This is a genomic window from Flavobacterium sp. (assembly GCF_044357305.1).
Lineage (GTDB): Bacteria > Bacteroidota > Bacteroidia > Flavobacteriales > Flavobacteriaceae > Flavobacterium.
Genome location: NZ_JBIKPS010000007.1, coordinates 80644 through 97407 on the forward strand (window position 1 = coordinate 80644; position 16764 = coordinate 97407).

The window sequence follows — 16764 nt, forward strand, 5'->3', positions numbered from 1 at the left end:
TTATAATTTCAAAGAAACTCGATTTATCGCTCGATTTATCGCGTCTTTTTTTTTATTAATAATTTCAAATGAAACCCGATTTTTTGATAAATTTTCAAAATTCATAAATTATTTATAAATTAGTAGTACTATATAATATAGAGTGCTATGCAAAATAAATTTCAAAATAAATACCGTATTCCATCTAGTCGATTGCAAACATGGGATTACGGAACCAATGGTGCCTATTTTATCACGATTTGCACCCAAAGTAGAGAACATTTTTTTGGTGTTGTACAAAATGGTACCATGCAATTGTCCGAAACAGGAAAAATTGCAGAACAATTATGGATAGAAATACCTAATCAATTTCCGTTTATTGAATTAGGAAATTTTGTGGTAATGCCAAACCATGTTCATGGGATATTAATTATTAATAAAATTGTTTCGCCATCGGTAGAGACGCGATTTATCGCGTCTAAAAATATAGAATCCATAGATATAAAGGAGACGCGATTTATCGCGTCTAAAAATATAGAATCCATAGATAATAAGGAGACGCGATTAATCGCGTCTCTACCGAATAAAAATGGTGGATTTTCTGGTGATAAAAATCCAATGTTGAATGATACTATTTCTAAAATAATTCGATGGTACAAAGGGCGTTGTACTTTTGAATGTAGAAAAATAAATTCCGATTTTAGTTGGCAATCTAGATTTCATGATCACATTATTCGAAATTCAAAATCATTTGATATCATACAAAACTATATCTTTGAAAATCCTATGAATTGGGAAAAAGACAAATTTTATAATCAATGAACCCAACCATAAAAACATTCTCATCCACTAAATTCATAGGTAAAAACCTTTCGTTTACTTATGCAGATTATCGTGCTTTTGAATTGTGGAGCAGTTTCATGCCTCGTAGAAAAGAAATTCTAAACACTATTGGAACAGATTTGTACAATATCCAAATCAATCCAGAAAATTTCGATTTTTATCCCAATACGCCTTTTGTAAAATGGGCTGCAGTTGCAGTTACAAATTTTGATTTGGTTCCAGAAGGAATGGAAGTATTAGAAATCCCACAAGGATTGTATGCTGTTTTTAATTACAAGGGAGATCAAAGTAATGTTGCAGCATTTTTTAATGCTATTTATACCGAATGGTTGCCTGCTTCGGGATATGAATTAGGAAATCATCCGCAATTTGAAATCCTTGGAGAAAAATACAAGAACAACGATCCAAACTCGGAGGAGGAAATTTGGATACCGATTAAAAACAAAGTGTCTTAATTAATTACTTTTTCAACAATTCGATAAAAGTATCAAAAAGATAGGAGGAATCGTGTGGCCCGGGACTTGCTTCTGGATGGTATTGCACTGAGAAACAATCTTTGGATTTCATTTGCATTCCTGCAACCGTATTATCGTTGATATGGTAATGTGTAATTTCTAAATCGGGATGGTTTTCAAGTTCTTCTCTGTTCACAGCAAAACCATGATTTTGGGATGTAATTTCCCCTTTTCCAGTTAAGACATTCATTACGGGATGGTTAATTCCTCGGTGTCCATTAAACATTTTATAGGTAGAAATTCCATTCGCCAAAGCAATAATTTGGTGACCAAGACAAATTCCGAATAAAGGTTTGTTGGAATTTAATATTTCTCTAGCTACTGCTTGCACTCCTGTTAATGGTTCTGGATCACCAGGACCGTTAGAAAGAAAGTATCCATTAGGGTTAAATGCTTGTAATTCTTGAAAAGAAGCATTGTAAGGGAATATCTTTATATAGCAGTCTCTATGTGCTAGGTTTCGCAGAATGTTTCTTTTAATTCCTAAATCTAAGGCTGCAATTTTATAGGTTGCTGTTTCTTCTCCGAAATAGTAAGGTTTTTTTGTTGAAACTGTAGAGGCTAGTTCCAAACCTTTCATATCAGGAACATTTGCTAGTTGTTTTTTTAATTCTTCAATAGAAGTTCCGTCGGTGGAAATTACTGCATTTTGTGCTCCGTTATCGCGAATGTAACTTACTAAAGCACGAGTATCCACATCGGAAATGCAAACTAGATTTTGTTTTTCAAAATAATCGTAGAGATTGCTTTCGGAATCGGGACGGGAATGGTTAAAACTAAAATTTTTACAAACCAAACCTGAAATTTTAATAGCATCGGATTCTACTTCGTTAGTATTTACACCGTAATTTCCTATGTGTGGATTGGTGGCAACCATTATTTGTCCGAAGTAAGAAGGGTCGGTGAAGATTTCTTGGTAACCAGTCATACCAGTATTGAAGCAAACTTCGCCAAAAGTTGTTCCAGAAATTCCTATGGATTTTCCGTGAAAGATGGTTCCGTCGGCTAAGAGTAGTATGGCTTGTGGTCGTGTTGTATATTTCATTGTAGTAGTTAGTTGTTGTGGTGCAAATTTAGGATTTTCGATTTAATTTTCTAAGGTTCTTTTGGAAACTTTACAAATATTCCTTTGTCTTTGTTTTTAGCCCCGATTGCAGCAGGTATCCTTTATTGTTTTTCTTTAAAACAATAAAGATACTGCGTAAAGCGGGAACGATTTAAACTGATAATGAGAGGGGCTGGGCTATTAAAAAAAATGTTATTAAATCTTTTGCCACCCCGCCCTTCGGGCACCCCTCCAGAGGAGGGGAATAAAAAAAAGGATAAACTCGAAAGTTTATCCTTTATGTTTATGAAATTGAATTCATTGTTATTCTGCTGCTTCAGTAGTTTCTTCTGCAGAAGCTTCGGGAGCTGAAGTTTCAGTTGCAGTAGTTTCCGATTTTTTAGCTTTTCCACCACGACGGCTTTTAGCTTTTTTCTCTTCTTTTTTACCACCGTTGTAAATTTCATTGAAATCTACTAGTTCGATCATTGCCATATCAGCATTATCCCCTAAACGATTTCCAACTTTAATGATACGTGTGTATCCACCTGGACGGTCTCCTACTTTAGCTGCTACTTCTCTGAAAAGCTCAGTAACACCATATTTATTACGTAGGTAAGCGAAAACTATACGACGATTGTGTGTAGTATCTTCTTTTGATTTTGTTATAAGCGGCTCAACGAATTGTTTAAGTGCTTTTGCTTTAGCAACAGTTGTATTAATACGTTTGTGCTCAATAAGTGAACAAGCCATATTAGCTAACATAGATTTTCTATGTCCTGTCTGTCTGCTTAAGTGATTGAATTTTTTTCCGTGTCTCATTTTAAATGCTATTTAACTTGAATAAGAACTAGTCTTTATCTAATTTATATTTTGACAAATCCATCCCGAAGGTTAAATTTTTAACTGCTACTAGTTCATCTAGTTCTGTTAAAGATTTTTTACCGAAATTACGGAATTTCATTAAGTCGTGTTTGTTAAAAGAGACAAGGTCTCCTAATGTATCCACTTCAGCTGCTTTAAGGCAATTTAATGCTCTTACAGATAAATCCATATCAACAAGCTTAGTTTTAAGCAATTGTCTCATATGTAATGATTCTTCATCATAAGAATCTGTTTGAGCTATTTCGTCGGCCTCAAGAGTAATTCTCTCATCGGAGAATAACATGAAGTGGTGAATTAATACTTTTGCAGCTTCGGTTAAAGCGTCTTTTGGATTAATAGATCCGTCAGTTTTAATTTCAAAAACTAATTTTTCATAATCTGTTTTTTGCTCAACACGGAAATTTTCAATTGTATATTTCACGTTTTTTACTGGAGTAAAAATAGAATCTGTGAAGATGGTACCAATAGCAGCATTTTGCTTTTTGTTTTCTTCAGCAGGAACGTATCCTCTACCTTTTTCAATAGTTAATTCCATATTGAAATTAACTTTTGCATCTAGATTACAAATTACTAGTTCTGGGTTCAATACTTGAAAACCAGAGATGAATTTTTGAAAATCACCAGCAGTAATTTGCTCTTTACCTGTTATAGATATAGTTACTGATTCGTTATCGATATCTTCAATTTGACGTTTGAAACGTACTTGTTTAAGACTAAGGATAATTTCGGTAACATCTTCAACAACTCCTGGAATAGTAGAAAATTCGTGCTCAACCCCTTCTATTTTAGTAGAAGTGATTGCATATCCTTCTAGAGCAGAAAGTAAAACTCTTCTAAGTGCATTACCAACTGTCAATCCGTAACCAGGTTCTAAAGGTCTGAACTCAAACTTACCTTCAAAATCGGTTGAATCGATCATGATAACTTTATCGGGCTTTTGAAAATTAAATATTGCCATAATTTAGACTAGTGTCAATTATTATTTGTTGTACAACTCTACGATTAATTGTTCTTTAATGTTTTCTGGTATTTGCAATCTAGCAGGTACAGAAACAAAAGTACCTTGTTTAGTATCGTTGTTCCAAGTAATCCATTCATAAACATGACTAGAGTTAGATAAAGAACGTTCAATAGATTCTAAAGATTTAGATTTTTCACGAACAGCAACAACATCACCAGGTTTAAGGTGGTACGATGGAATGTTTACTAATTCGCCATTAACAGTAACATGACGGTGAGAAACAATTTGTCTAGCTGCTCTTCTTGTTGAAGCAATTCCCATTCTAAAAACAACATTGTCTAGACGAGCTTCACATAATTGTAAAAGGATTTCACCTGTTACACCTTTAGAAGCAGCGGCTTTTTCAAATAAGTTTCTAAATTGTTTTTCCAGAATACCATAAGAGTATTTCGCCTTTTGTTTCTCCATTAACTGGATAGCGTATTCTGATTTTTTACCTCTTTTTTTAGCCATCCCGTGTTGTCCAGGTGGATAATTTCTTTTTTCGAATGCTTTATCAGCTCCGAAAATTGCCTCGCCAAATTTACGAGCAATTTTTGTACTTGGACCAGTATATCTTGCCATTTTAAAATTGTTTTGAGATAGAGATTATGAATTCAGGTCAATAAATCCTTCGATAATCTTTGTTCTTTCTCTTGTTATACTATAAATTATACTCTACGTCTTTTAGGAGGACGACATCCGTTGTGAGGCATTGGTGTAACGTCAATAATTTCAGTTACTTCTACTCCACTGTTATGTAAAGAACGGATAGCAGACTCACGTCCGTTTCCTGGTCCTTTTACATAAACTTTTACTTTTTTAAGTCCAGCTTCTAATGCTACTTTGCTGCAATCTTCAGCTGCCATTTGGGCAGCATAGGGTGTGTTCTTTTTAGAACCTCTAAATCCCATTTTACCAGCAGAAGACCAAGAAATAACGTCACCTTTTTTGTTTGTTAACGAAATGATGATGTTGTTAAAAGTCGCATTAATATGAGCTTCCCCTGTAGATTCAATAATAACTTTACGTTTTTTTGTACTTGCTTTAGCCATATTACTTACTATTTAGTTGCTTTTTTCTTGTTAGCAACAGTTTTTCTTTTACCTTTTCTTGTTCTAGAATTGTTTTTAGTTCTTTGTCCTCTTAATGGAAGACCAGATCTATGACGAATTCCTCTGTAACATCCAATATCCATTAAACGTTTAATGTTTAATGAAGTTTCTGAACGTAGTTCACCTTCAATTTTGTAAAAAGAAACCGCTTCACGAATTGCTCCGATCTGGTCATCATTCCAATCTTGAACTTTGATATCTTGGCTAACTTGAGCTTTATCTAAAATCTCAATAGCTCTACTTTTTCCTACTCCGAAGATATAGGTAAGTGCTATAACACCTCTTTTATTTTTAGGTACATCTACCCCTGCTATTCTTGCCATAATTATCCTTGTCTTTGTTTAAATCTAGGATTCTTTTTGTTAATAACGTATAATCTCCCTTTTCTGCGCACAATCTTACATTCTGCGCTTCGTTTTTTTACTGATGTTCTTACTTTCATTTTTAATAACTTTAGTATCTGTAAGTGATTCTTGCTTTTGACAAATCGTAAGGACTCATTTCTAGTTTTACTTTGTCACCAGGTAACAATTTAATGTAATGCATACGCATTTTACCAGAGATGTGAGCGATAACGATATGTCCATTTTCTAATTCTACTCGGAACATTGCATTGGATAATGCTTCAATTATTGATCCGTCTTGTTCTATTGCTGATTGTTTTGCCATAAAAATTAAGCTACTGCTTTTCTATTCTTACCACTTTTCATCAAACCGTCATAATGCTTATTCAATAAATAAGAATTTATTTGTTGAATAGTATCAATTGCAACTCCAACCATAATGATTAGAGAGGTTCCACCATAGAACATTGCCCATGATTGTTGTACATCTAAACTTACTACAATCGCTGGGAACACAGCTATTAATGCTAAGAATAACGCACCTGGAAAAGTTATCAATGACATAATTTTATCTAAATAATCTCCAGTGTCAATACCGGGCTTAACACCAGGAATAAAACCACCACTTCTTTTTAGATCATCTGCCATTTTATTTGTTGGAACTGTAATTGCTGTGTAAAAGAATGTAAAGATGATGATTAATGTAGCAAAAACCAAATTATACCAAAATCCGAACATATTACTAAATGCTCCAGCAATAGATTGTGAAGCTTCAGACTGAGATAATCCAGCTAAAGCTGCGGGAATGAACATTATTGCTTGCGCAAAAATGATTGGCATTACACCTGCTGCATTTAGTTTTAACGGTATCCATTGTCTGTTACCTCCCATCATATCTTCTTCAAAATCACCTGATGTAGTTCTACGTGCATACTGTACTGGTATTTTTCTAATAGCCATTACTAACAGTACACAAGCAATAATTACTAACATCCAAACAATAATTTCAAGAACAAGTATCATAGGACCACCATTGTTATTGGTAACTCTAGAAGTAAATTCTTGTATTAATGCTTGTGGTAATCGAGCTAAGATTCCGACCATAATTAATAAAGAGATTCCGTTTCCGATTCCTTTATCTGTAATTTTTTCTCCTAACCACATAGCAAAAATTGTACCTGTAGTTAAAATTAAAACAGAAGAGAAAAGGAATGCGAAAGAATCAAATCCTAATAAAAATGCATCTTGAGGAATAGTTTGTCTTAGATTATAAATATAACCAGGACCTTGTAGTAAAGTGATTCCAATAGTTAACCAACGTGTTATTTGGTTTAACTTTTTTCTACCACTTTCGCCATCTTTTTGTAATTTCTGTAAATAAGGAATTGCAATCCCCATTAATTGAACAACAATTGAAGCAGAAATGTAAGGCATAATACCTAATGCGAAAACTGAAGCCTTAGAGAATGCTCCACCAGTAAACATGTCCAGAATTGATCCAATTCCTTTATCTGTTTGACCAGCAAGACCTCCTAGCTGTGTAGCATCAATACCTGGAAGAGTTACATGAGCTCCAAATCTATATACTAAAAGTAAACCTAAAGTAAATAAAATACGGTTCTTTAATTCTTCAATTTTCCAAACATTCTTAAACGATTCAATAAAATTCTTCATAGGTCAGAGAATTACAAGGTTACTACTTCGCCACCAGCAGCTTCAATAGCAGCTTTTGCGGTAGCAGTAAATTTATGGGCAGTTACTTTTAATTTAGCTTTTAGTTCACCTCTACCTAATATTTTAACTAATTCGGATTTGGTAGCTAAACGGTTTTCTACTAATACTGCAAAATCTACAGTATCGGTAACAATTCCGTTATCCACTAAAGCTTGAAGAGTATCAAGATTTACACCTTGGTGCTCAATTCTATTAATGTTCGTGAAACCAAACTTAGGCACACGTCTTTGAAGTGGCATTTGCCCACCTTCAAAACCAATTTTCTTAGAATAACCAGAACGAGATTTTGCCCCTTTGTGACCTCTTGCAGAAGTACCACCTTTACCAGAACCTTCTCCTCTACCTAATCTTTTATTTTGATTGTGCGTAGAACCTTCAGCAGGTTGTAAGTTACTTAAATTCATAACTATAATTGTTATTTAACTTCCTCTACGGAAACTAAGTGTTTAACTTTATTTATCATTCCAAGGATTGTTGGATTTGAATCATGTTCCACAACCTGACCCATTTTACGAAGACCCAAAGCCTCTAATCCTCTTTTTTGTGTAAGAGGACAATTGATTTTGCTTCTAACTTGTTTTACTAATACTTTAGCCATAATTTCCTTGAATTAACCTTTAAAAACTTTCTCTAAAGAAACACCTCTTTGTCTTGCAACAGTATAAGCGCTTCTCATTTGTAGTAATGCGTCAAAAGTTGCTTTAACCACGTTATGTGGATTAGAAGAACCTTGAGATTTTGATAATACATCGTGAATTCCTACTGATTCAAGTACTGAACGAACAGCACCACCAGCAATAACTCCTGTACCGTGAGATGCAGGCATTAAAAATACACGAGCTCCACCAAATTTACCTTTTTGTTCGTGAGGTACTGATTGTCCTCTCAAAGGAATTCTAACTAGATTTTTCTTAGCATCTTCTACTGCTTTCGCAATTGCTTCAGAAACGTCTTTAGATTTTCCTAATCCGTGACCAACAACACCGTTTTCATCACCTACAACAACAATAGCAGAAAAGCCAAATGCTCTACCTCCTTTTGTTACTTTAGTAACACGATTTACACTTACCAAACGATCTTTTAATTCAAGACCACTTGGTTTTACTAACTCTACATTCTTGTATTTATTAGACATATATATTAGAATTTAAGTCCAGCTGCTCTTGCGCCTTCTGCTAATGATTTAATACGACCGTGGTATAAGTATCCTCCTCTATCGAAGGTTACTGTATCTATTCCGGCTTTCAACGCTTTTTCTGCAACTAGTTTTCCAACTGTGTTTGCAACAACAACGCTTGTACCTTTACTATCTACTCCTTTATCTCTAGAGGATGTAGCTAACAAAGTAACTCCATTTACATCGTCTATGAGCTGAGCATAGATTTCTTTGTTACTTCTGAATACAGAAAGTCTTGGTCTTGCAGCAGTACCGCTTACAATCTTTCTTATTCTATACTGGATTCTCTGTCTTCTTTCAGATTTTGTTAATGACATGATCTCTATTTTTAAGCTGATTTACCTGCTTTTCTTCTTAATACTTCTCCTACAAACTTAATACCTTTTCCTTTGTATGGTTCTGGTCTACGGAAATTTCTAATTTTCGCAGTTACCTGACCTAAAAGTTGTTTATCATAAGAAGTAAGTTTTACTATTGGGTTTTTTCCTTTTTCAGATATTGTTTCTAAAGTTACTTCTTTAGCAACTTCTAAAACGATATTATGTGAAAAACCTAAAGCTAAATCAAGTTTTTGACCTTGATTAGATGCTCTGTAACCCACACCAACTAGTTCTAATTCTTTAGTGAAACCAGTAGATACACCATTAATCATGTTATTGATTAATGATCTGTATAAACCATGTTTAGCTCTTTGATCTTTGTGATCTGAAGATCTCTCTACAATCACTTGACCTTCTTCAACTTTTACTGTTACGTCCGAAAACTCTTGAGTAAGTTGACCTAATTTTCCTTTAACTGTAACCAATCCCTCTGTAACTAAAACAGTTACATCAGCTGGTATTACAACTGGATTTTTACCTATTCTTGACATCGTTTAGCTTTTAATTAGTATACGTAACAAATTACTTCTCCACCAACATTCATTTGCTTAGCTTGTTTTCCTGTCATCAATCCTTTGGATGTTGACACAATAGCAATACCTAAACCATTTAAGATTCTTGGCAATTTAGAAGCACCTGCGTACTTACGTAAACCTGGTTTACTAATTCTTTGGATATCTTTAATTACAGACTCTTTAGTATCTTTATCATACTTCAAAGCAATTTTGATAGAACCCTGAACAGAGTCGTCTTCAAATTTGTAACTTAAGATATATCCTTGATCGAATAAAATCTTTGTGATTTCTTTTTTAAGGTTAGATGCTGGAATCGCAACCACTTTGTGGTTAGCTCTCACTGCATTTCTAACTCTTGTTAGATAATCTGCAATCGGATCTGTATACATATGTATAGATTTGCGGTTACGGTTTTCAGAAGAACTATTCCGCTGAACCTGAAACCATTAAACTCAATTTTTAAAGCAGATAATTGTACGTTACCGGCTAAAATCCGGCAAATATACAATTATCTGCTGAAATAAACTAACTACCAGCTAGCTTTCTTTACTCCTGGAATTAATCCTTGGTTAGCCATTTCACGGAATGTTACACGTGAAAGACCGAATTGACGCATGTACCCTCTTGGTCTACCAGTTAATTTACAACGATTGTGTAAACGAACAGGCGAAGCATTTTTAGGTAATTTTTGTAATCCTTCATAGTCTCCAGCCTCTAATAAAGCTTTTCTCTTTTCAGCATACTTTACTACCGTTTTTTCTCTCTTAACCTCACGGGCTTTCATTGATTCTTTAGCCATATCTTAATTCTTTTTAAAAGGTAAACCTAATTCTGCTAGTAATGATTTTGCTTCTTTATCTGTATTTGCAGAAGTTACAAAAGTAATATCCATACCTGAAATTTTGTTTACTTTATCAATATCAATTTCTGGGAAAATGATTTGCTCCAAAACTCCTAGGTTATAATTACCTCTTCCGTCAAATCCGGTAGCCTTAATACCACTAAAATCTCTTACACGTGGTAAAGCTGAAGTTATAAGTCTATCTAAAAACTCATACATTCTTTCGCCACGTAAAGTAACTTTAGCACCAATAGGCATTCCTTTTCTTAATTTGAAGGATGCTACGTCTTTTTTCGATATAGTAGCTAATGCTTTTTGACCTGTTATTTTAGTTAATTCTTCTACTGCGTAGTCAACTAACTTTTTATCAGATACTGCTGCACCAACTCCTTTACTTAAAACGATTTTTTCAAGTTTAGGAACTTGCATTACGTTTTTGTAACCGAACTCTTCTTTAAGTGCAGAGATAACTCTACTCTTATATTCTTCCTTTAGTCTAGGGATATATGCCATAACTATAATACTTGATTTGATTTTTTAGAAAATCTCACTTTCTTATCTCCTTCTACTCTTGTTCCAGTTTTTGTAGCTTCTTTAGATTTTGGATCTATTAAAGACAAATTGGAAATATGAATAGGAGCTTCTTTCTTTACGATTCCACCTTGAGGGTTTTTAGCACTTGGTTTCGTATGTTTTGAAACCATGTTAGTACCTTCAACAATCGCTTTATTATTTTCACGGCTAACTTTAAGAACTTTACCTTCAGAACCTTTGTGGTCTCCAGCAATAACTCTTACTACGTCACCTGATTTTATTTTTAACTTTGTCATCATTAAACGAATTAAAGCACTTCTGGTGCTAATGATACAATTTTCATGAATTGTTTTTCACGAAGTTCTCTTGCTACAGGACCAAAAACACGTGTTCCTCTCATTTCTCCAGCTGCATTCAAAAGAACACAAGCATTATCGTCGAAACGGATATAAGAACCATCAGCTCTTCTCACTTCTTTTTTGGTACGTACAACAACTGCAGTTGAAACCGCTCCTTTTTTAACGTTTCCGTTAGGAGTTGCGTCTTTAATTGATACTACAATTTTATCTCCAACAGAGGCATAACGACGTTTCGTTCCTCCTAAAACACGGATAGTCAAAACTTCTTTTGCTCCTGTGTTATCTGCTACTTTTAATCTTGATTCTTGTTGTAACATAATTATTTCGCTCTTTCAATGATTTCAACTAATCTCCAACATTTAGATTTAGATAAAGGTCTTGTTTCCATGATCTTTACTGTATCACCAATATTACAGTCATTTGTTTCGTCGTGTGCAACATATTTTTTAGTTTTCAACACGAACTTACCGTACATTGGATGTTTTACTCTTCTTGTTTCAGAAACAACTATAGATTTCTCCATTTTGTTGCTAGTAACAACACCAACTCTTTCTTTTCTTAAATTTCTTTTATCTTCCATCTTTCAGCAGATTACAATTCTCTTTTGCTTAATTCCGTTACCAATCTTGCTACCGTTCTTCTCATTGTTTTAATTTGAAGAGGGTTTTGAATTGGTGAAATAGCGTGAGCGGTTTTTAATTCAGCGTATGTTTTCTTTACTTGACTAAGTTTACCTTGTAACTCAGATGTAGACAGACTAATAACTTCTGATTGTTTCATAATTTATATATATTATGCTTCGAAATCTCTAGCGATAACAAATTTAGTTTTTACTGGAAGTTTTTGTGCTGCAAGACGTAACGCCTCTTTTGCAACTGCCAAAGGCACACCTCCAACTTCAAACATAATTTTTCCGGGTTTAACAACGGCAGCCCAATATTCAACGGCACCTTTACCTTTACCCATACGTACCTCAAGAGGTTTCTTTGTTATAGGTTTGTCTGGAAATACATTAATCCAAAGTTGTCCTTCTCTTTTCATAAAACGAGTTGCAGCAATACGCGCAGCTTCTATTTGACGTGAAGTTAAAAACATACCTTTTTCATGTACAGATTTAATTCCAAACATTCCACTTGAAAGTACATGTCCTCTTTGGGAAAGACCTTTCATTCTACCTTTTTGTACCTTACGGTATTTTGTTCTTTTAGGCTGTAACATTTTTCTTTAATTTAAAAAATTACTTTCTTTTACGTGCATCTGGTTTACCTCCTTTGTTGAAAGGTTTTCTGTCTCCTCTAGGAGAATCTCCACCTTTTCCACCAGAAGCTTGTTTTTTATCCATTCCAACTAGTGGAGATAAATCACGTTTTCCGTACACTTCACCTTTCATGATCCATACTTTGATACCCATTCTACCATAAGTAGTATGCGCTTCAGCCAAAGCATAATCAATATCAGCTCTGAAAGTTGACAATGGGATTCTACCTTCTTTAAAACCTTCTGAACGTGCCATTTCAGCTCCGTTCAAACGACCAGAAATCAAAACTTTAATTCCTTCAGCATTCATTCTCATGGATGCAGCAATTGCCATTTTAATAGCTCTTCTGTAAGAAATACGACTTTCAATTTGACGAGCTATGCTTGTTGCAACTAAATAAGCATCTAACTCAGGTCTTTTAATTTCAAAGATATTGATTTGAATCTCTTTGTCGGTAACTTTCTTAAGTTCTTCTTTCAACTTGTCTACCTCTTGTCCACCTTTCCCGATAATGATACCAGGTCTTGCAGTAGTGATAGTAACGGTTACAAGTTTAAGAGTTCTCTCGATAATTACTTTTGATACACTAGCTTTTGATAAACGAGCATGGATATACTTTCTGATTTTATAATCTTCGGCGATTTTATCACCGTAATCATTTCCACCATACCAGTTAGAGTCCCATCCTCTGATGATACCAAGTCTGTTTCCTATTGGATTTGTCTTTTGTCCCATCTTAATTAATTGCTTTGTGTGTTATCATTAGCTCCTAACACGATTGTTACGTGGTTTGAACGTTTTCTTATTCTGTGTGCTCTTCCTTGTGGAGCTGGACGAAGTCTTTTCAACATCATTCCACCATCTACACGGATTTCTTTTATAAATAAGCCTGCTTCAGAAACGTTTCCGTCAGCATTTTTCTGCTCCCAATTGTTGATTGCAGATAATACTAATTTCTCTAATTTTCTTGAAGCTTCTTTGGAGCTAAATCTTAAAATATTTAAAGCTCTTTCCACTTTCTGACCTCTTACCAAGTCTGCTACTAAGCGCATTTTTCTAGGTGAAGTAGGGCAGTTATTCAATTTTGCAAAAGCTATAGACTTATTAGCCTCTTTTCTTGCGTCTGCTGTTTCTCTTTTACGAACTCCCATCTTCTTATTTTTTACCTTTATTTTTTGCTCCAGCGTGACCTCTAAATGATCTAGTTGGTGAAAATTCTCCTAATTTGTGTCCTACCATGTTCTCAGTTACATAAACCGGAACAAATTGACGACCATTGTGTACTGCGATAGTTTGTCCTACGAAATCAGGAGTTATCATAGATGCTCTAGACCAAGTCTTAACAACACCTTTGTTTCCTTTTTCAATATTTTCTTGAACTTTCTTATCTAATTTGTAGTGTACAAAAGGTCCTTTTTTTAATGAACGTGCCATATCTATCTAATTATTTCTTTCTGCGTTCAACAATATACTTATTACTCGGGTTAACTTTAGAACGAGTTCTATAACCTTTAGCAGGAAGACCTTTTCTAGAACGTGGGTGACCTCCTGATGAACGTCCTTCACCACCACCCATTGGGTGATCGACAGGGTTCATTGCAACTGGTCTTGTTCTTGGTCTTCTTCCTAACCATCTTGTTCTACCTGCTTTACCAGACACAACTAATTGATGATCAGAATTAGATACAGCTCCAATTGTTGCAGAACAAGTTAACAAGATTAATCTTGTTTCACCTGAAGGCATCTTAATTGTTGCATATTTACCATCTCTTGCCATTAATTGAGCAAAAGTACCTGCACTTCTTGCGATAGTAGCTCCTTGACCTGGACGTAATTCAATACATGAAATTACAGTTCCTAAAGGAATTTTACTTAATGGTAAAGTATTCCCTATTTCTGGTGTAGCTAGTTCGCCTGATGTTACAGTTTGTCCTACTTGCAATCCGTTTTGAGCAACGATATACGTTTTCTCTCCATCGGCATACCATAATAACGCGATAAAAGCAGTTCTGTTTGGATCGTACTCAATTGATTTCACTGTAGCTGGAATTCCAACTTTAGTTCTTTTGAAATCAATGATACGATATCTTTGTTTGTGACCACCGCCTGTATAACGCATGGTCATTTTTCCTTGACTATTTCTACCTCCTGAGTTTTTTATCGGTGCGATCAATGAACGCTCCGGCTTATCAGTTGTAATGGCGTCAAAACCATTAACAACTCTAAATCGCTGACCCGGGGTAATAGGTTTTAATTTTCTTACTGACATCTTAATTTATTAGATATTGTTGTAAAAATCTATTGTTTCTCCTTCTTGTACTTGTACAATTGCTTTTTTGTAAGCATTTGTCTTTCCACTTATCAAACCACTTTTAGTGTATTTTGTAGTTCTATCTGGTCTAACATTCATTGTATTTACATTCACAACGGATACACCGTAAGTAGCTTCAACAGCTTTCTTAATTTGTACTTTGTTTGCTTTTTTATCTACAACGAAACCAAAACGATTGAAAAGTTCACCATCTTTGGTGATTTTTTCTGTAATAATAGGTTTAACTAGTATACTCATGGTTTGTTATTTACTTAAATTTTCTTCAATTCCTTCTAAAGAACCCTCTAATAAGACTAAGTTATTCGCGTTTAATATGGCGTAAGTGCTTAATTCTGAGTTGGTTACTACGTTAGAAGCTTTTAAATTGCGTGACGACAAATATACATTTTTATTTGAATCACCCAACACAAATAGAGATTTTTTATTTTCTAACCCTAAAGCACTTAAAACGGATAAAAAGTTTTTAGTGTTTGGAGTATCAAAAGTGAAATCTTCTACCACAACTAAATTGGATTCTTTTGCTTTTAAAGAGAAAGCAGATCTTCTTGCTAATCTCTTTAAACTTTTATTCAATTTAAAAGAGTAACTTCTTGGTCTTGGACCAAAAACTGTACCCCCACCTTTGAATAAAGGGTTCTTTGCACTACCAGCACGGGCAGTACCTGTACCTTTTTGCTTTTTAATTTTACGAGTACTTCCAGCAACTTCAGCTCTTTCTTTAGCTTTGTGAGTTCCTTGTCTTTGATTAGCTAAGTATTGCTTAACATCAAGATATACTGCGTGTTTATTTGGCTCTATACCGAATACTGAATCAGAAAGTTGTACTTTTCTTCCAGTATCTTTTCCTTTGATATCTAAAACTTTTACTTCCATTACTTCTGAATGATTACATAAGAGTTTTTGCATCCAGGAATAGCTCCTTTAACAACAAGTAGGTTCTTTTCAGCAACTACTTTCAAAACTCTAAGATTTTGTACTTTAACATTATCACCACCCATTCTTCCTGCCATACGCATTCCTTTGAATACACGTGATGGATAAGAAGATGCTCCTACGGAACCTGGTGCTCTTAAACGGTTGTGTTGACCGTGAGTTGCTTGTCCAACACCACCAAAACCGTGACGTTTAACAACCCCCTGAAAACCTTTACCTTTAGATACTCCTTGTACATCAACAAATTCTCCTTCGCTGAAAACATCTACGGTGATATTATCACCAAGTTTAAACTCTCCTTCAAAACTTTGGAATTCAACGACTTTCTTTTTTGCAGAAGTACCCGCTTTTTTAAAGTGACCTAAGTCAGCTTTAGTTGCGTGTTTTTCTGTTTTGTCATCGAAACCAAGTTGTAAGGCTTCATACCCGTCAACCTCAATGGTTCTGACTTGGGTAACGACACAAGGCCCAGCTTCGATTACCGTACAAGGAATATTTTTCCCGTTCTCGTCGAAAATGCTAGTCATGCCGATTTTTCTTCCAATTAACCCAGACATAGTAACTAATTATTAATTAATAAATTGATTTTTAATCCTAAAGAATTAAGTATTAGAATAATTTACAGAATTCTAATACTTAAAACTTAAATTTTTAAAGTAGAATTATACTTTGATCTCTACTTCAACCCCACTTGGTAACTCTAATTTCATTAGAGCATCAATAGTTTTTGAAGATGAACTGTAAATATCGATTAGTCTTTTGTAAGACATAACTTCAAATTGTTCTCTTGATTTTTTATTAACGTGAGGAGAACGTAATACAGTAAATATTTTTTTGTGCGTTGGCAACGGGATTGGACCTGTTACAACAGCACCTGTACTTTTTACAGTTTTTACAATCTTTTCAGCAGATTTATCTACCAACATGTGATCGTAAGATTTTAATTTTATTCTGATTTTTTGACTCATCTTGATT

General features: G+C 34.5%; 32 protein-coding genes. 2 read left to right on the plus strand and 30 right to left on the minus strand.

Translation table 11 applies throughout. The features are described from left to right. The first annotated feature begins 147 nt into the window (after positions 1 to 147). Together ACIQ2J_RS06715 and ACIQ2J_RS06720 are read left to right on the plus strand one after the other, a co-directional pair. Positions 148 to 801, plus strand: coding sequence for a transposase (locus ACIQ2J_RS06715; RefSeq protein WP_396167789.1), 654 nt, complete (start codon positions 148 to 150; stop codon positions 799 to 801). Continuing rightward, positions 798 to 1277 (plus strand): GyrI-like domain-containing protein, encoded by a 480-nt coding sequence (locus tag ACIQ2J_RS06720; protein ID WP_396167792.1) that lies wholly within the window; start codon positions 798 to 800, stop codon positions 1275 to 1277. The genes ACIQ2J_RS06715 and ACIQ2J_RS06720 overlap by 4 nt, the downstream gene beginning before the upstream one ends. Before the next feature lie 4 nt (positions 1278 to 1281). Here ACIQ2J_RS06720 and carA read toward each other — a convergent pair whose 3' ends face one another. From carA to rpsJ, 30 genes are all read right to left on the minus strand, one after another. Continuing rightward, positions 1282 to 2382, minus strand: a complete 1101-nt coding sequence (gene carA, locus ACIQ2J_RS06725) for a glutamine-hydrolyzing carbamoyl-phosphate synthase small subunit (protein WP_396167795.1) — start codon at positions 2380 to 2382, stop codon at positions 1282 to 1284. 324 nt (positions 2383 to 2706) lie between these two features. Next, positions 2707 to 3204, minus strand: a complete 498-nt coding sequence (rplQ, locus tag ACIQ2J_RS06730; protein WP_396167797.1) for a 50S ribosomal protein L17 — start codon at positions 3202 to 3204, stop codon at positions 2707 to 2709. 28 nt (positions 3205 to 3232) lie between these two features. Further along, a complete protein-coding gene (locus ACIQ2J_RS06735; protein WP_396167800.1) occupies positions 3233 to 4225 on the minus strand; it encodes a DNA-directed RNA polymerase subunit alpha in 993 nt (330 codons plus the stop codon). 21 nt (positions 4226 to 4246) lie between these two features. After that, positions 4247 to 4852, minus strand: coding sequence for a 30S ribosomal protein S4 (gene rpsD / locus ACIQ2J_RS06740; protein ID WP_396167805.1), 606 nt, complete (start codon positions 4850 to 4852; stop codon positions 4247 to 4249). 86 nt (positions 4853 to 4938) lie between these two features. Next, a complete protein-coding gene (gene rpsK, locus ACIQ2J_RS06745; protein ID WP_396167807.1) occupies positions 4939 to 5322 on the minus strand; it encodes a 30S ribosomal protein S11 in 384 nt (127 codons plus the stop codon). Between the two features lie 8 nt (positions 5323 to 5330). Next, complete coding sequence (gene rpsM / locus ACIQ2J_RS06750) at positions 5331 to 5705, minus strand: 30S ribosomal protein S13 (protein WP_396167809.1); 375 nt, start codon at positions 5703 to 5705, stop codon at positions 5331 to 5333. 2 nt (positions 5706 to 5707) lie between these two features. Continuing rightward, positions 5708 to 5824, minus strand: coding sequence for a type B 50S ribosomal protein L36 (gene ykgO / locus ACIQ2J_RS06755; RefSeq protein ID WP_081932050.1), 117 nt, complete (start codon positions 5822 to 5824; stop codon positions 5708 to 5710). Between the two features lie 11 nt (positions 5825 to 5835). Next, positions 5836 to 6051: a translation initiation factor IF-1 gene (gene infA / locus ACIQ2J_RS06760; protein WP_007136545.1), complete on the minus strand. Its 216-nt coding sequence runs from the start codon at positions 6049 to 6051 to the stop codon at positions 5836 to 5838. A 5-nt stretch (positions 6052 to 6056) separates the two neighbouring features. Then, positions 6057 to 7400: a preprotein translocase subunit SecY gene (gene secY, locus ACIQ2J_RS06765; protein WP_396167813.1), complete on the minus strand. Its 1344-nt coding sequence runs from the start codon at positions 7398 to 7400 to the stop codon at positions 6057 to 6059. Between the two features lie 11 nt (positions 7401 to 7411). Beyond that, a complete protein-coding gene (gene rplO, locus ACIQ2J_RS06770; protein WP_396167815.1) occupies positions 7412 to 7864 on the minus strand; it encodes a 50S ribosomal protein L15 in 453 nt (150 codons plus the stop codon). 11 nt (positions 7865 to 7875) lie between these two features. Beyond that, on the minus strand, positions 7876 to 8058 hold the full coding sequence (gene rpmD, locus ACIQ2J_RS06775) for a 50S ribosomal protein L30 (protein ID WP_395064777.1): 183 nt from the start codon (positions 8056 to 8058) through the stop codon (positions 7876 to 7878). 12 nt (positions 8059 to 8070) lie between these two features. Next, positions 8071 to 8595, minus strand: coding sequence for a 30S ribosomal protein S5 (gene rpsE / locus ACIQ2J_RS06780; RefSeq protein ID WP_396167819.1), 525 nt, complete (start codon positions 8593 to 8595; stop codon positions 8071 to 8073). 5 nt (positions 8596 to 8600) lie between these two features. Further along, positions 8601 to 8954 (minus strand): 50S ribosomal protein L18, encoded by a 354-nt coding sequence (rplR, locus tag ACIQ2J_RS06785; protein WP_396167821.1) that lies wholly within the window; start codon positions 8952 to 8954, stop codon positions 8601 to 8603. An 11-nt stretch (positions 8955 to 8965) separates the two neighbouring features. Then, a complete protein-coding gene (rplF, locus tag ACIQ2J_RS06790) occupies positions 8966 to 9508 on the minus strand; it encodes a 50S ribosomal protein L6 (protein WP_396167823.1) in 543 nt (180 codons plus the stop codon). A gap of 14 nt (positions 9509 to 9522) precedes the next feature. Next, on the minus strand, positions 9523 to 9921 hold the full coding sequence (gene rpsH / locus ACIQ2J_RS06795) for a 30S ribosomal protein S8 (protein ID WP_396167826.1): 399 nt from the start codon (positions 9919 to 9921) through the stop codon (positions 9523 to 9525). Positions 9922 to 10061: 140 nt separating this feature from the next. Further along, on the minus strand, positions 10062 to 10331 hold the full coding sequence (gene rpsN / locus ACIQ2J_RS06800; protein WP_396167829.1) for a 30S ribosomal protein S14: 270 nt from the start codon (positions 10329 to 10331) through the stop codon (positions 10062 to 10064). 3 nt (positions 10332 to 10334) lie between these two features. Next, the gene (gene rplE / locus ACIQ2J_RS06805; protein ID WP_396167831.1) at positions 10335 to 10886 is read right to left on the minus strand and encodes a 50S ribosomal protein L5; all 552 of its coding nucleotides are present in this window, start codon (positions 10884 to 10886) and stop codon (positions 10335 to 10337) included. Positions 10887 to 10888: 2 nt separating this feature from the next. Next, positions 10889 to 11203: a 50S ribosomal protein L24 gene (gene rplX / locus ACIQ2J_RS06810; RefSeq protein ID WP_396167935.1), complete on the minus strand. Its 315-nt coding sequence runs from the start codon at positions 11201 to 11203 to the stop codon at positions 10889 to 10891. An 11-nt stretch (positions 11204 to 11214) separates the two neighbouring features. Continuing rightward, on the minus strand, positions 11215 to 11583 hold the full coding sequence (gene rplN / locus ACIQ2J_RS06815; protein ID WP_396167834.1) for a 50S ribosomal protein L14: 369 nt from the start codon (positions 11581 to 11583) through the stop codon (positions 11215 to 11217). Between the two features lie 2 nt (positions 11584 to 11585). Then, positions 11586 to 11846, minus strand: coding sequence for a 30S ribosomal protein S17 (gene rpsQ, locus ACIQ2J_RS06820; RefSeq protein WP_396167836.1), 261 nt, complete (start codon positions 11844 to 11846; stop codon positions 11586 to 11588). An 11-nt stretch (positions 11847 to 11857) separates the two neighbouring features. Beyond that, the gene (gene rpmC / locus ACIQ2J_RS06825; protein WP_396167839.1) at positions 11858 to 12046 is read right to left on the minus strand and encodes a 50S ribosomal protein L29; all 189 of its coding nucleotides are present in this window, start codon (positions 12044 to 12046) and stop codon (positions 11858 to 11860) included. A 12-nt stretch (positions 12047 to 12058) separates the two neighbouring features. Further along, entirely contained in the window at positions 12059 to 12484 is a 426-nt protein-coding gene (gene rplP / locus ACIQ2J_RS06830; RefSeq protein ID WP_396167841.1) for a 50S ribosomal protein L16, read from the minus strand. A 19-nt stretch (positions 12485 to 12503) separates the two neighbouring features. Beyond that, positions 12504 to 13259, minus strand: coding sequence for a 30S ribosomal protein S3 (gene rpsC / locus ACIQ2J_RS06835; protein WP_396167843.1), 756 nt, complete (start codon positions 13257 to 13259; stop codon positions 12504 to 12506). Positions 13260 to 13264: 5 nt separating this feature from the next. Further along, a complete protein-coding gene (gene rplV / locus ACIQ2J_RS06840; protein ID WP_396167845.1) occupies positions 13265 to 13675 on the minus strand; it encodes a 50S ribosomal protein L22 in 411 nt (136 codons plus the stop codon). Between the two features lie 4 nt (positions 13676 to 13679). Beyond that, positions 13680 to 13958, minus strand: coding sequence for a 30S ribosomal protein S19 (gene rpsS / locus ACIQ2J_RS06845; protein WP_014085019.1), 279 nt, complete (start codon positions 13956 to 13958; stop codon positions 13680 to 13682). 10 nt (positions 13959 to 13968) lie between these two features. Then, positions 13969 to 14793: a 50S ribosomal protein L2 gene (rplB, locus tag ACIQ2J_RS06850; protein ID WP_396167849.1), complete on the minus strand. Its 825-nt coding sequence runs from the start codon at positions 14791 to 14793 to the stop codon at positions 13969 to 13971. 9 nt (positions 14794 to 14802) lie between these two features. Then, complete coding sequence (gene rplW / locus ACIQ2J_RS06855) at positions 14803 to 15093, minus strand: 50S ribosomal protein L23 (protein WP_396167851.1); 291 nt, start codon at positions 15091 to 15093, stop codon at positions 14803 to 14805. A 6-nt stretch (positions 15094 to 15099) separates the two neighbouring features. Next, the gene (gene rplD, locus ACIQ2J_RS06860) at positions 15100 to 15729 is read right to left on the minus strand and encodes a 50S ribosomal protein L4 (protein WP_396167854.1); all 630 of its coding nucleotides are present in this window, start codon (positions 15727 to 15729) and stop codon (positions 15100 to 15102) included. Beyond that, positions 15729 to 16346: a 50S ribosomal protein L3 gene (gene rplC / locus ACIQ2J_RS06865; RefSeq protein WP_396167856.1), complete on the minus strand. Its 618-nt coding sequence runs from the start codon at positions 16344 to 16346 to the stop codon at positions 15729 to 15731. Before rplC ends, rplD begins: the two co-directional genes overlap by 1 nt. 105 nt (positions 16347 to 16451) lie before the next feature. Then, positions 16452 to 16757 carry a 30S ribosomal protein S10 gene (rpsJ, locus tag ACIQ2J_RS06870; protein WP_035125647.1) on the minus strand — a complete coding sequence of 102 codons (306 nt, stop codon included), beginning with the start codon at positions 16755 to 16757 and terminating at the stop codon, positions 16452 to 16454. Positions 16758 to 16764 lie beyond the last annotated feature (7 nt).

Excerpts from the sequence above, each read along its gene's own strand:
- rplF (WP_396167823.1), bottom strand. The coding sequence starts at position 9,508 with ATGTCAAGAATAGGTAAAAATCCAGTTGTAATACCAGCTGATGTAACT.
- rpsC (WP_396167843.1), bottom strand. The coding sequence starts at position 13,259 with ATGGGACAAAAGACAAATCCAATAGGAAACAGACTTGGTATCATCAGA.
- rplX (WP_396167935.1), bottom strand. The coding sequence starts at position 11,203 with ATGACAAAGTTAAAAATAAAATCAGGTGACGTAGTAAGAGTTATTGCT.
- rpsS (WP_014085019.1), bottom strand. The coding sequence starts at position 13,958 with ATGGCACGTTCATTAAAAAAAGGACCTTTTGTACACTACAAATTAGAT.
- rpsD (WP_396167805.1), bottom strand. The coding sequence starts at position 4,852 with ATGGCAAGATATACTGGTCCAAGTACAAAAATTGCTCGTAAATTTGGC.
- rplN (WP_396167834.1), bottom strand. The coding sequence starts at position 11,583 with ATGTTACAACAAGAATCAAGATTAAAAGTAGCAGATAACACAGGAGCA.
- rpmD (WP_395064777.1), bottom strand. The coding sequence starts at position 8,058 with ATGGCTAAAGTATTAGTAAAACAAGTTAGAAGCAAAATCAATTGTCCT.
- ykgO (WP_081932050.1), bottom strand. The coding sequence starts at position 5,824 with ATGAAAGTAAGAACATCAGTAAAAAAACGAAGCGCAGAATGTAAGATT.
- rpsE (WP_396167819.1), bottom strand. The coding sequence starts at position 8,595 with ATGTCTAATAAATACAAGAATGTAGAGTTAGTAAAACCAAGTGGTCTT.
- infA (WP_007136545.1), bottom strand. The coding sequence starts at position 6,051 with ATGGCAAAACAATCAGCAATAGAACAAGACGGATCAATAATTGAAGCA.
- rpsN (WP_396167829.1), bottom strand. The coding sequence starts at position 10,331 with ATGGCTAAAGAATCAATGAAAGCCCGTGAGGTTAAGAGAGAAAAAACG.
- rplE (WP_396167831.1), bottom strand. The coding sequence starts at position 10,886 with ATGGCATATATCCCTAGACTAAAGGAAGAATATAAGAGTAGAGTTATC.
- rplV (WP_396167845.1), bottom strand. The coding sequence starts at position 13,675 with ATGGGAGTTCGTAAAAGAGAAACAGCAGACGCAAGAAAAGAGGCTAAT.
- rpmC (WP_396167839.1), bottom strand. The coding sequence starts at position 12,046 with ATGAAACAATCAGAAGTTATTAGTCTGTCTACATCTGAGTTACAAGGT.
- rplW (WP_396167851.1), bottom strand. The coding sequence starts at position 15,093 with ATGAGTATACTAGTTAAACCTATTATTACAGAAAAAATCACCAAAGAT.
- ACIQ2J_RS06735 (WP_396167800.1), bottom strand. The coding sequence starts at position 4,225 with ATGGCAATATTTAATTTTCAAAAGCCCGATAAAGTTATCATGATCGAT.
- rplD (WP_396167854.1), bottom strand. The coding sequence starts at position 15,729 with ATGGAAGTAAAAGTTTTAGATATCAAAGGAAAAGATACTGGAAGAAAA.
- rpsJ (WP_035125647.1), bottom strand. The coding sequence starts at position 16,757 with ATGAGTCAAAAAATCAGAATAAAATTAAAATCTTACGATCACATGTTG.
- rplR (WP_396167821.1), bottom strand. The coding sequence starts at position 8,954 with ATGTCATTAACAAAATCTGAAAGAAGACAGAGAATCCAGTATAGAATA.
- rplO (WP_396167815.1), bottom strand. The coding sequence starts at position 7,864 with ATGAATTTAAGTAACTTACAACCTGCTGAAGGTTCTACGCACAATCAA.
- ACIQ2J_RS06715 (WP_396167789.1), top strand. The coding sequence starts at position 148 with ATGCAAAATAAATTTCAAAATAAATACCGTATTCCATCTAGTCGATTG.
- rplQ (WP_396167797.1), bottom strand. The coding sequence starts at position 3,204 with ATGAGACACGGAAAAAAATTCAATCACTTAAGCAGACAGACAGGACAT.
- carA (WP_396167795.1), bottom strand. The coding sequence starts at position 2,382 with ATGAAATATACAACACGACCACAAGCCATACTACTCTTAGCCGACGGA.
- rpsK (WP_396167807.1), bottom strand. The coding sequence starts at position 5,322 with ATGGCTAAAGCAAGTACAAAAAAACGTAAAGTTATTATTGAATCTACA.
- rpsH (WP_396167826.1), bottom strand. The coding sequence starts at position 9,921 with ATGTATACAGATCCGATTGCAGATTATCTAACAAGAGTTAGAAATGCA.
- ACIQ2J_RS06720 (WP_396167792.1), top strand. The coding sequence starts at position 798 with ATGAACCCAACCATAAAAACATTCTCATCCACTAAATTCATAGGTAAA.
- rplC (WP_396167856.1), bottom strand. The coding sequence starts at position 16,346 with ATGTCTGGGTTAATTGGAAGAAAAATCGGCATGACTAGCATTTTCGAC.
- rplB (WP_396167849.1), bottom strand. The coding sequence starts at position 14,793 with ATGTCAGTAAGAAAATTAAAACCTATTACCCCGGGTCAGCGATTTAGA.
- rplP (WP_396167841.1), bottom strand. The coding sequence starts at position 12,484 with ATGTTACAGCCTAAAAGAACAAAATACCGTAAGGTACAAAAAGGTAGA.
- rpsQ (WP_396167836.1), bottom strand. The coding sequence starts at position 11,846 with ATGGAAGATAAAAGAAATTTAAGAAAAGAAAGAGTTGGTGTTGTTACT.
- secY (WP_396167813.1), bottom strand. The coding sequence starts at position 7,400 with ATGAAGAATTTTATTGAATCGTTTAAGAATGTTTGGAAAATTGAAGAA.
- rpsM (WP_396167809.1), bottom strand. The coding sequence starts at position 5,705 with ATGGCAAGAATAGCAGGGGTAGATGTACCTAAAAATAAAAGAGGTGTT.